Source organism: Pseudomonas sp. SO81 (assembly GCF_030374125.1).
GTDB lineage: Bacteria > Pseudomonadota > Gammaproteobacteria > Pseudomonadales > Pseudomonadaceae > Aquipseudomonas.
In genome coordinates this window covers 4,396,754-4,405,829 of the sequence record NZ_CP126126.1, presented here as the reverse complement: position 1 = coordinate 4,405,829, position 9,076 = coordinate 4,396,754, and the positions used below count along the sequence as shown (strand labels likewise).

General features: G+C 63.4%; 16 protein-coding genes. 2 read left to right on the top strand and 14 right to left on the bottom strand.

From position 1 onward, the window contains the following. Positions 1 to 30: 30 nt before the first annotated feature. From OH686_RS21075 to OH686_RS21060, 4 genes are all read right to left on the bottom strand, one after another. Positions 31 to 1,467 carry a hypothetical protein gene (locus OH686_RS21075; RefSeq protein ID WP_289535006.1) on the bottom strand — a complete coding sequence of 479 codons (1,437 nt, stop codon included), beginning with the start codon at positions 1,465 to 1,467 and terminating at the stop codon, positions 31 to 33. Between the two features lie 95 nt (positions 1,468 to 1,562). Beyond that, positions 1,563 to 2,165, bottom strand: a complete 603-nt coding sequence (locus OH686_RS21070; RefSeq protein WP_289535004.1) for a hypothetical protein — start codon at positions 2,163 to 2,165, stop codon at positions 1,563 to 1,565. Positions 2,166 to 2,175: 10 nt separating this feature from the next. After that, positions 2,176 to 2,538, bottom strand: coding sequence for a hypothetical protein (locus tag OH686_RS21065; protein WP_289535003.1), 363 nt, complete (start codon positions 2,536 to 2,538; stop codon positions 2,176 to 2,178). Positions 2,539 to 2,653: 115 nt separating this feature from the next. Continuing rightward, a complete protein-coding gene (locus tag OH686_RS21060; RefSeq protein WP_289535001.1) occupies positions 2,654 to 2,938 on the bottom strand; it encodes a hypothetical protein in 285 nt (94 codons plus the stop codon). A 110-nt stretch (positions 2,939 to 3,048) separates the two neighbouring features. On the opposite strand from OH686_RS21060, the gene OH686_RS21055 reads away from it, so the two are divergent. Beyond that, complete coding sequence (locus OH686_RS21055; protein ID WP_289535000.1) at positions 3,049 to 3,795, top strand: hypothetical protein; 747 nt, start codon at positions 3,049 to 3,051, stop codon at positions 3,793 to 3,795. On the opposite strand, the gene OH686_RS21050 is transcribed toward OH686_RS21055, so the two are convergent. Genes OH686_RS21050 through OH686_RS21020 form a run of 7 tightly spaced genes read right to left on the bottom strand, consistent with a single transcriptional unit; the run spans position 3,792 to position 7,004 of the window. Beyond that, complete coding sequence (locus OH686_RS21050) at positions 3,792 to 4,418, bottom strand: hypothetical protein (protein WP_289534998.1); 627 nt, start codon at positions 4,416 to 4,418, stop codon at positions 3,792 to 3,794. The genes OH686_RS21055 and OH686_RS21050 overlap by 4 nt on opposite strands. Then, positions 4,415 to 4,681 (bottom strand): hypothetical protein, encoded by a 267-nt coding sequence (locus OH686_RS21045; RefSeq protein WP_289534997.1) that lies wholly within the window; start codon positions 4,679 to 4,681, stop codon positions 4,415 to 4,417. Before OH686_RS21045 ends, OH686_RS21050 begins: the two co-directional genes overlap by 4 nt. Then, positions 4,678 to 5,136 (bottom strand): hypothetical protein, encoded by a 459-nt coding sequence (locus tag OH686_RS21040; protein ID WP_289534996.1) that lies wholly within the window; start codon positions 5,134 to 5,136, stop codon positions 4,678 to 4,680. The genes OH686_RS21045 and OH686_RS21040 overlap by 4 nt, the downstream gene beginning before the upstream one ends. Further along, positions 5,136 to 5,435 carry a hypothetical protein gene (locus OH686_RS21035; RefSeq protein ID WP_289534994.1) on the bottom strand — a complete coding sequence of 100 codons (300 nt, stop codon included), beginning with the start codon at positions 5,433 to 5,435 and terminating at the stop codon, positions 5,136 to 5,138. Before OH686_RS21035 ends, OH686_RS21040 begins: the two co-directional genes overlap by 1 nt. Before the next feature lie 29 nt (positions 5,436 to 5,464). Beyond that, positions 5,465 to 6,022, bottom strand: coding sequence for a hypothetical protein (locus tag OH686_RS21030; RefSeq protein WP_289534993.1), 558 nt, complete (start codon positions 6,020 to 6,022; stop codon positions 5,465 to 5,467). Beyond that, a complete protein-coding gene (locus OH686_RS21025) occupies positions 6,022 to 6,567 on the bottom strand; it encodes a glycoside hydrolase family 108 protein (protein WP_289534992.1) in 546 nt (181 codons plus the stop codon). Before OH686_RS21025 ends, OH686_RS21030 begins: the two co-directional genes overlap by 1 nt. After that, complete coding sequence (locus tag OH686_RS21020) at positions 6,564 to 7,004, bottom strand: hypothetical protein (protein WP_289534991.1); 441 nt, start codon at positions 7,002 to 7,004, stop codon at positions 6,564 to 6,566. The genes OH686_RS21025 and OH686_RS21020 overlap by 4 nt, the downstream gene beginning before the upstream one ends. 127 nt (positions 7,005 to 7,131) lie before the next feature. On the opposite strand from OH686_RS21020, the gene OH686_RS21015 reads away from it, so the two are divergent. Beyond that, entirely contained in the window at positions 7,132 to 7,413 is a 282-nt protein-coding gene (locus OH686_RS21015) for a hypothetical protein (protein WP_289534989.1), read from the top strand. On the opposite strand, the gene OH686_RS21010 is transcribed toward OH686_RS21015, so the two are convergent. The 3 genes from OH686_RS21010 to OH686_RS21000 form a co-directional block, all read right to left on the bottom strand. Then, positions 7,410 to 7,619, bottom strand: a complete 210-nt coding sequence (locus OH686_RS21010) for a hypothetical protein (protein WP_289534988.1) — start codon at positions 7,617 to 7,619, stop codon at positions 7,410 to 7,412. The two genes, OH686_RS21015 and OH686_RS21010, sit on opposite strands and share 4 nt — an antisense overlap. A gap of 342 nt (positions 7,620 to 7,961) precedes the next feature. Next, the gene (locus tag OH686_RS21005; RefSeq protein ID WP_289534987.1) at positions 7,962 to 8,567 is read right to left on the bottom strand and encodes a recombination protein NinG; all 606 of its coding nucleotides are present in this window, start codon (positions 8,565 to 8,567) and stop codon (positions 7,962 to 7,964) included. Further along, complete coding sequence (locus OH686_RS21000; protein ID WP_289534986.1) at positions 8,567 to 9,025, bottom strand: hypothetical protein; 459 nt, start codon at positions 9,023 to 9,025, stop codon at positions 8,567 to 8,569. Before OH686_RS21000 ends, OH686_RS21005 begins: the two co-directional genes overlap by 1 nt. Positions 9,026 to 9,076: the final 51 nt, after the last annotated feature.

The following is a 9,076-nucleotide window of genomic DNA, read 5'->3' as shown; positions in this document are numbered from 1 at the left end:
TGGCGCCGGCTACCGCGGCCGAGAACATACTCACAGCGTGTTGCCAGCCAGGAAGAAGTCGTCAGCTCCGCGTCGCTTCAGCGCGCCGGTACCGCCAGACGGGATCACCAGCGAGCCGCCGGCAGGAGCAGTAATAGTGACACCAGACCCGGCGACAACGGTCAGGTTGCTGGCCCCCTTGTTGTTCAAGATCAACTCCCAATCGTTTGGCAGTGCCGTGGTCGCCTCGGGGTCTATGGTCGCTGCCTTCGCAGCAGTGTTCGTGAAGACCAGGGTCTTACCGTTATCCGACGCTGCTCCGGTATAGGTCGTTCCGGAAATCACAGACACGGGGGAGCTCGCGGCCCCGCTGCTCGCTACCGTGAGCGTGTTGCTGGCATCGTTGTACATCAGGCTGATACCGCTGCCGGCGACCAGAAGCCCAGCCACACGGTCATCTACCGCCTCACTGAAATCGGAGATGGTCGCTGCAGCCTGGGTACCCGTGTGGTTGCCGCGCGCCAGCAGATAGGCGTCACTGCTGTTGGCGGTGGCGCTCGTAGCAACTCCGTCCAGCTTCGCCTTGTCGGTGCTCGACATGAACCCCGCCACGCTGGTGGTCGCGTTGGCGTGCGCTGAGCCGCCCGAGCCGATATGGTCGGTGATCTGTTTCTGTAGCTTGCCCAGGGCCGAGAGCACGGTATCAGCCGCGGTGATCGCCGCGCTGACCGTCAGGTTCAGTCCGGTCAGCACCACAGCACGAACTCGCGCCGCAGTGAACCACAGATTTGTGCTGCCCTCGGTCAAGCTATCGGTGTTTGCGTTCGCCGTCGCGCCAGCAGCGATGCCAGATAGCTTCGTCACGTCCGCATCGGTGAAGGCGTTGGTATCCGGGTTGCTCTCGTAGAGAGCCTTGATGTCGGCGGCGGTCAGCGGCGTGCCGCTGCCAGAAGCGATCCACTCGGTATCGCTCTCGTCCCAGAGGTAGCGAACCGTCTCGCTGCCAACACCCGCGTCCACGTCGGCGTAGTCGCCCGCTTCAGCGGTGGGGAAAGCGGTCTGCAGCGCACCCAGGCTGGTGAACAGGCCTTTGAAGTGGCTGCCTTCCAGCCCGGCCAGCTTGCTCTTCTCGGCCGGAGTGAAGTTCTCCTGGCTCAGGCCATAGCCCGTGACCTTGTCCACCTTGTCGGCCAGGCCGCTGGCCAGCTCGGCAGGCTGCACGGCGGAGTCGGCCTTGTCGCCCTGTGCGGCCGTGGCGGCACCTATATCGCCAGGTGTCGAGGGGATGGATGGCTTGCCGCTCAGATCGGCGTAGCTGCCTGATAGCGCCACTGCAGACAGCACTGGCCGCCCGGTTAGGTCGCTGTAGGCGCCGGTGAACGCGACCCCTGCAAGGCTGGCATTGTTCGCCGGCGTGTAGCCCAGCGCGGTCGTCACGTCCGAGCCTGTCAGCGTCACGGTTCCACTGCGACCGTTGAAGCTGGACACGCCGCCACCAGGCCCTGCACCAGCACCTGGCGCACCACGCAGACCAGCCAGTATCAACGCCCGCGGCTGGCCTTGTCGGATGGCAATGACCCTGCTCATGCCGTCACCTCGTCATCCACTTTCACGGCGCTGATCGCAGTCACCGGGTATACCTCGCCGCCCGGGGCGATCGCTTCCACGTCATAGACACCGCGAGCCCAGTCCAAGGCTGCAGTGGTCGCCGCGTCGATCTTCAGCACGAAGGCGCTACCGGCCACGTCCACCTCGATCTCGCCATCCGGGCTTTCTGCCGGGTCGCTGTGCCAAGTGAACAGCACTGTGCCGCCAACACGGTCACGCACCTGGGCGCGGCAGTGCCAGCCGGTCAAGTCCATCGGCTTGGTCAGGACCAGCAGGCCAGACCCGCTGAATACCTTCCAGCAGTGCGCGTTCACGGCGTTCAGCTCGACAGTGTCCTCGTCCACTACCTTGGCGATCTGGTACTCGCCCTCCGGAGTGTTGAGCTCGGCCGGCGCCTTCACGCACGCCACCTGCACTGGCCAGCCGTCCGGCACGCTGTGCCCAACCACCGTCAGCCGCACGGGCGCCTTGCTGGGCATGCCCGTGATCGGCAGGTACAGGATCTCGTCCTCGGCGTACAGAAAGCCGAACTCGAAGGTCTTGCCGCGCTGGATGGTGAGGTCGATCTCGGGCGCCATGGTCTGCTCCTCAGTCGCCGCTCACGCCATCACCGAACGCGCCATCCTGCTGCTGCAGGTCGAGCAGCAGGCTCGAGGCGAGGGTTACCGCATGTGTCAGCTCAGCGGAGGCACCGCACCGCTCGATGGCGTAGCAGATCTGCCGCACACGCTCATAGAGAACTTCGCCCCCCAGCGCCTCGCTATCGCTGGTGAGGCTGAGCGCCAGTGCATTGCCGCGCGACACAAAGCTGGGCGTCTCGCCGTCGCCCTGCTGGGGATGGATGTAGAAGCTGACCTGCCCACTCAGGTTGCAGTGGGCTCTCAGGTGGTGATCAATCTGGCCACGATCAATGGCGGCCAGCAGATACTTTTCCAGGGTCTTGCTGCTCATGGCGTTGTCTCCGAGCGCTGAGTGCACGATGACTGGCCACGCTATGTCACTGCGCAGCACCGGCAACCCCAATGAAAAAGCCCGCACTCGGCGGGCTTTCTCGGCATGGATGCAGCTACAGCCACGTACTGGACGGGGGTGATCGGGTCACACGATCAAACACCAGGCCCGCGCTGGCCACGCGCATATCGCTGCGCGCCGGCTTGGTTTCGTAGTCCTTGAGGGTGCGGATGTGATGCACCGCCGGGACGACGCGGCCCGACACAGCCATCGGTTGTTCCTGGTCGACCTTGACCATATGGACCGCCGGCTCATCGACAACCTGGTCGGCGTAGGCATAGCCACCAATCAGGATCACAGCAGCAGCGAGGGACAGCAGGAGCTTTCGGGTACCGAGCATGGGGATTGCCTCTCTGGGTGGATAGATCAGCCGCAGAGAGATGGATATGTCACTGGCTGATAGCAGCAAGCACATCGATAATCCAACCGCCCGAACCAAAGGAGAACGGAATGGATATCTGGTGCGCCCTGAAGGCGGCATGGCCTGCAATTGAGTCATTTCTGAAGATCGCACCAGGCCTGGTGCTGTTGCCGCTGACCTTCTTTCTTGGCTGGAAGAAGATCGGAAACAAGGTCCATGTCTCGTTCAGCTGGGACTTCGGGCGCATAACAGCCAATCGCATATCGAATCTCGTCGTCACCAACCTGAAGGACAAACCAATCACCATCCACGAAGTACACCTCAGTATTGATCGGCATATCGTCGTGCCGGTGCAGAAGCTCAACCCGCCCGTGGTCTTAAAGGGGTTGGAAAGCGTCGTGATCGAACCTGAGCCAGTCTCTTCCCACTCCATCGGCGATCAAGACTATGAACTTGACCGCAAGCCAGGCCAGCTACTGGAATTGTTCCTCACGACCCAGGAAGGCTTGATCAAGTGCAGAATCGTCGCCCCTCCATCAATCGAGTCACTCACGAAGTTCAAGGACTATGCCCTGGTTGCGACGCACACTAGTAGGTACAACGGGATTGTCTATAACGATCAGGCAGCCTATGCCCTGGTCTACAAGTACGGCGGAGAGACAAAGACCGCCATCGTAGAGCACAGCGGGTTTATCACCGCCGACTGGCACTTCCTGCCCAACGCCCTCCGCCAGGAAGACCTAGCCAGTGCGCAGACCGTGAAGGCCGCACTTATGGGCTCGGATATCAGGTACCACATCAAGGAAACAGAACTACTCGTCGACAAACTGGACTAGCTGTCGCCCAGCAACCGCCGCAGCCGCTCCTCGTATGGCTCCTCATGCTCCTGCTCGTCCAGGTTGTACGCCTGGCGCTCCAGCGGCACGAGATTCTTCAGCGCGGTCGACAGGTCGCGTAGCACGCCGGCATGCGACGCCAGGCTCACCAGTTTCAGCATCTGGCTGCGACGCCTGGTGGTCTCGTCGTTCTTCGTCTCCTCGCAGATAGCGTCCTCGACCTCCTCCCGGTTGGTCGCCGCCTGCTCCAACTGGCCGAACAGCAGATTGACCAGGCCATGGCCCTTGGCGATATCGCGCCGGTGCCGACTGATCACCTGCAGGTTCGTCTGCACGGCAACCTCGATGTCTTCAGGCGTGGGGGCGTTTCCCGCCGAGGAAACACTGTTTCCATTCCCCGTTTCCGCCTGCTCCTGTTCCTTGCGTGGCGCGGTGAGCAGACCAGCACGGGTTCGCTCACGCACCTCCTGGCTCGCGTCCTGCGTCCAGCCCCTGGCCTTCGCCTTCTTGGAGATAGCACCAGGGGTGGTGTCGTGCTTCGTGGCTATAGCGCGCAGGGAGAGCTGGCCTACCCGGTAGTCACGCTCGATCGCTTCCCAGTCGATCTTCTTCTTGCTGGTCACCTTATCAGCCTCCATAGCTGCTGCTCCTCACGCGTAGGCTGCGGGAAGGGCTGATCGCGAAACTCGTAGCGCTCGGAGTCGCGCCTATATCGGCAGTAGCATCCCAGCTCGTCGCTCAGCGAGGCAGCCATCGACTCTCCGCAGTAGTCACGGCCCACCACGCTCGCCACACCACGCTGGCGCAGCAGATCCCTGATGCGCTCAAGCAGGAAGGCATACCGCTGCCCTGGAAGGCGGGACTTGACCGCAATCTCTTGGCTCATTGCGCGCACTCCGCGTCACCGTGCGTCACACATGCAGGCGCAGCGTCACCTGCGTCACCGATCGTCACCGCGTCAGGTTGTACAGCCTGCATCGCAGCGCGACGCAGCTTCTGCACGGTCTGGCTGTTGGCGCGGATGTGCTCTTCCATCTGCTCGGCGGCGCCGACGATCACTTCGCCCAGTTGCCCGAACGGCACTGTGATGTACCCATCGTTCACGCCCTGCTGCACGTCCTGGCCGTCGAACTGGACGGTGATCTGGATGCGCCAGCGCTGGCCACCCGGCTTGCGCACACCGAACGGGCGGGCAATGTACAGGCGGTAGATACCGTGCCGCGGCACCTGGTACTCGACGAAAAGGCTGCGCGGGCCGTCGCTGAACACCTCAGCGATGGTTTTGCCCCGGATCTGTTCTGCCGCCTCTTTGGCGAGCTGCTGCATGGTTTTAGTGTCCATCATGCGCTCCTACGTGAAATGTGGGCTTGCAGCGCGGCCTGGCGCCTTGCGGCTTCGCGTAGCGCCGCGCGCCGAGTGCGCCAGAGGTCGGTCACGGTTGCCGCGTACTGGGCCACCTTCGGGTGCGTGCGGTAGGGGTGAACTTCGTTGGGCTGTGGCTGCGGCTCGTGCTTGCCGGCGATCAGGTACTCAGCGACCTCGTGCTTGCAGGCCGTGTGATCCAGCCACACGCGAGTGACGATGAAGACGGTGCGACCGGCGCGGAGCTCGTCCGGCCGGTAGGTTTTGCGCTTAGACATGGTCTGCCCCCTTGTCCTAGCTGGTGGGTTTACTTGATCTGGCTGCGCACGGCCTCTGCCAGAGCGCTGATGTTCTGGTCTTTGCCGGCACTGGCGCGGCTGGAACCGAAGAAGTAGGCGACGATGGTCGCGATGATGGTGCCGAGCAGGAACCCGAGGGTCGTGTCGGCGTAGCGCTGCGCGCTCTCGGGAATGGCGTAGAGCGTGATCAGCAGCAGGTAGCCCATGGCGAACAGCGACCAGGCCGCGGCGAAGTAGTAGACGAAGCGCTTGCTGAAGGGGTCCTCCTGCTGCAGGGCGGCGATCTGCATCGCCCTGGCGCTGGCCCGGTCCTGGCGGTCACGCTCAGACTCCTCGGCGTCCAGCTCCAGCAGTCGCTGGCGCAGCGTCAGCTCGGCCTGCTCGCTCTGCTTCAGGGTGGCGATGATGTCGTCGGCGCTGCGCGCGCCGGTCACCACCTGAGCCGCGTCGAGCACCTTGCCGGCCACTTCCGCGCCTTTGTCACCGCCGAGCCAACGGCCGACGGCCTTGTCCAGGCCCAGCGCCTTCACGATGCTGGCGGCGGTTGCAATCGTTATCGGGTCCATCAGATCACCACTCGCTTGGCCACCCAGCCGAACAGAAAGCGCTTGTTCGCCGGGCGGGATTGGGAAAGCTCGATGTAGCGCGCCAACTGCAGGCCGTTCAGGCAGCGCAGCAGCACTTCCACACCCTGGGTGCCGCGCTTCGCGATGTAGGCCTCAAGCTGCAGCAGGGTCTTGGCGCCGATCTGGCCGTCCACCACCAGATCGGCCTGGCCTTCGTTCAAGGCATTGAGCGAGGTCTGCAGGAACTTGGCGGCGATGGCCGGGCCCATGTTCACGCCGGTGTCGATCAGCTCGGCGGAGATTCGCGAGCCAGCAACCTCGCCGACCCGGTCGAACTTCGGTTCGAACACATAGCGCGTGCTGTAGATGCGCACTGCCAGCGATCGAGGCAGCGCGCTCATCTGGCCGTGATAGCCGTTGGCCCGGGCAACGGCGACGGTGATGCCGTACATGGTCTCGCCACCGGCGTCGACCGGGTCGTTGGAGTAGCCACCCTCCGCGGCGATGACGTCGTCGATGATCTGGGTAATGGTCTGGTCAGTCACTTGGCTTTCTCCTGCGGCTGGCTCTCAACACGCTGCAGGCGCAGATCCAGCTCACGCACCGCCATTGCCGCGGCCTTGTACTCGCCCATCTCGCGCAGCACGAACCACTGCAGGGCGCCGAGCAGCACCCCGCCGACAACCACGCCACCCAGGAAGCGGTTGAGCCAGCGCGACGAGATGTCCCGCCCCTCGTGCGCCACCTTGAAACAGTTCTCCAGATCCTTGCGGAACCCGCCGATGGCCTGGTCGTTAACCTCCTGCGAGCGGCGCATCTCGGCACTTAGGTTGTCGATCCGGTCCTGTTGCCTCTGGACGGTCAGCTGGATCTGGAGCACCTGGTCGAGCTTGTTACCGATATCGCTGACGATGTGATGCAGGTTCGTCAACCCTTGGCCGAGCAGTGCTATCTCGGTGTGTACGTTCTGGTCGTCAGCCATCAGGGCGTCTCGCGGCAAGTCGTGTTGCTGGCTGACGCTATGTCACTGGCACCGACCGGCAAGAGCTTGCACTGCTCAGCGCGTGACATAGCGTCGGAAGCCCTCACACCAACCAAGGGGCAAAACCATGGGGCAGCCGAAATTCAACATCGACGAAACCAGCGACGACGAGTACTTCGCCGTTACCGAAGCACTGGCGCTGGCCGGTACCGCAATGGAAGAGAAAGGCACCAGCACGCTGCTGGTGATGCGCCTGGGCGCGGAAGGGAACGACGCCATCCTGGCCGGCACTGTCGGCCAGGCCGAGATCGAGAAGATGGAGGCGCTGCTGGAGCAGCTGAAAGAGCGCGCCCTGCAGGAAGATCCCACCGACGCGCTAACCCTGCACCTGGAGGAGCTGGCGGACTAGGCCGAGCTCACCATCCAGAGAGCTTTTTTCACGTCACCTGGAACCTCTGCCGGCGCCGCAGCCGGCAGAGCCACCGATACCGCCGCCCCGAACTCCTGCTGCAACACCTCCTGAAACCGCTTCATCACCGCGGCCTGCGCCCCCTCCGAAACCCCTGTGACAATGACGTGCGCCACTGCAGGGATACTGACTTCGAGCTTCTTCATCTGTAGTGCTCCGCTGATTGTGAGTTGTTTACGCTGCCTTGCTGGTACAGCTGATGGGCTGTTGAACGGCGTCCGCCGCAGGTATGGCTGGAAGGCCTCGCTCCACGGGTCGCCCCGGTACCGACGCTGACGGACAGTGTCCCAAGCGATACCGAGCCGATCGGCCCACTCCTTCGCCGGCAGCACCAACGCCACCTGGCACACCGTGCCGCCCAGTGGCAGGCTCACCGGTAGATCGGCCGCACACAGAACGTCGTCTCGCATGCTCACCCCCGCTCACGAATTAGCCCTTGCTCGCGCAGCAGCCGCCATTGCTCGGCCAGCCACTGTCTGAAAATCTCGTCACCCATGTACGCCCTGCTCCTTCCTCATCACGCGCACCAACTCTCGGTACCTGGCCTTGATCGCCTTCAGATCCTCGATCGAGTACTTCTTCGGCTCGTGCGGCCCCTCCAGCCAGGCGACCTTCTCGGCGCCAATGCGCTGCACCAGGTTGATTCGGTAATTCACGATGTCGCCTGACTTGTGCTGGTTACAGGGCACGCACTGCTTGTGGCAGTTCAGGGGCTCGAAACGCAGCGCCGGGTTGCTGCCCACGGTGCGGTAGTGGCCAGCGTCATACTTGCCCTGGTGGTGCCGGCCGCAGCTGATGCACGGCAGCAGAATGTCGCGTTCGCGCACCCAGGCATTGAAGGCAGACTGCGCCTCCTTCATGTGCTCGGCCCTGGGCTTCACTCGCTCCTTCGCGGCGCGGATCTCCCGGCGCTCCACCTGCTCGATGGCCACGCGCTGCTTATCCTGCTTCGCCTTGGCGATCGCGAGGCCGCACTCGGGGCTGCACCAGGTCTGGAAGCTCTGCTTTGGAATGAATGGCGCCCGGCAGGAACGGACCGCGCATTTCTTTGGCTTCGCGCTGATGGCCTTCAGTGGCTGGCGTGCACTGAGCATCACGCCACCTCCGCCGGCATCAAGTTGACCATTTCCTCGATGCGCGCTTCGTCCAGGCCCGGCCAATACACTTTGATCAGGTGCTGGCAGATGCCCGCCCAGAACTCGCGGAAGCGCTCTTCTGGCATCTCGTCGAAGGCCAGGCTCTCTGGGATGCTTCGTGTCACCCGGCCCAGGTCAGGGATGTCGAACGACTCGCAGGTGCAGCACACCCCGGAATCCCCCTGCAGGCGCTTGATCACGCTGTGCGCGTCCATGCCGGCGAACTTGTCGACGCTCTGCGACACCAGCTTGCCCAGGCCATGCACCAGGCGGTGCAGCTTAACGTTGCGCGGCTTTTTGATCTCGCAGCGCACCTGGTCGCCGACGCGGTAGCCACGCTCCTTACACAGGAAGCGATCGATACCGCTATCAGCCACCAGCGCCTTGCATATCTCGCCAGTCTCGGCGTCGATCATCTTCCGCCAGACCATGTACACGGGGCGCGCCGCGCGCTTCCTGCGCTTGTT

What these genes read in the sequence shown, in the direction of transcription:
- OH686_RS21015 (WP_289534989.1), top strand. Translation starts at nt 7,132, where the DNA reads ATGGGGCAGCCGAAATTCAACATCGACGAAACCAGCGACGACGAGTAC.
- OH686_RS21055 (WP_289535000.1), top strand. Translation starts at nt 3,049, where the DNA reads ATGGATATCTGGTGCGCCCTGAAGGCGGCATGGCCTGCAATTGAGTCA.
- OH686_RS21060 (WP_289535001.1), bottom strand. Translation starts at nt 2,938, where the DNA reads ATGCTCGGTACCCGAAAGCTCCTGCTGTCCCTCGCTGCTGCTGTGATC.
- OH686_RS21030 (WP_289534993.1), bottom strand. Translation starts at nt 6,022, where the DNA reads ATGGACCCGATAACGATTGCAACCGCCGCCAGCATCGTGAAGGCGCTG.
- OH686_RS21000 (WP_289534986.1), bottom strand. Translation starts at nt 9,025, where the DNA reads ATGATCGACGCCGAGACTGGCGAGATATGCAAGGCGCTGGTGGCTGAT.
- OH686_RS21010 (WP_289534988.1), bottom strand. Translation starts at nt 7,619, where the DNA reads ATGAAGAAGCTCGAAGTCAGTATCCCTGCAGTGGCGCACGTCATTGTC.
- OH686_RS21020 (WP_289534991.1), bottom strand. Translation starts at nt 7,004, where the DNA reads ATGGCTGACGACCAGAACGTACACACCGAGATAGCACTGCTCGGCCAA.
- OH686_RS21005 (WP_289534987.1), bottom strand. Translation starts at nt 8,567, where the DNA reads ATGCTCAGTGCACGCCAGCCACTGAAGGCCATCAGCGCGAAGCCAAAG.
- OH686_RS21070 (WP_289535004.1), bottom strand. Translation starts at nt 2,165, where the DNA reads ATGGCGCCCGAGATCGACCTCACCATCCAGCGCGGCAAGACCTTCGAG.
- OH686_RS21040 (WP_289534996.1), bottom strand. Translation starts at nt 5,136, where the DNA reads ATGGACACTAAAACCATGCAGCAGCTCGCCAAAGAGGCGGCAGAACAG.
- OH686_RS21045 (WP_289534997.1), bottom strand. Translation starts at nt 4,681, where the DNA reads ATGAGCCAAGAGATTGCGGTCAAGTCCCGCCTTCCAGGGCAGCGGTAT.
- OH686_RS21035 (WP_289534994.1), bottom strand. Translation starts at nt 5,435, where the DNA reads ATGTCTAAGCGCAAAACCTACCGGCCGGACGAGCTCCGCGCCGGTCGC.
- OH686_RS21065 (WP_289535003.1), bottom strand. Translation starts at nt 2,538, where the DNA reads ATGAGCAGCAAGACCCTGGAAAAGTATCTGCTGGCCGCCATTGATCGT.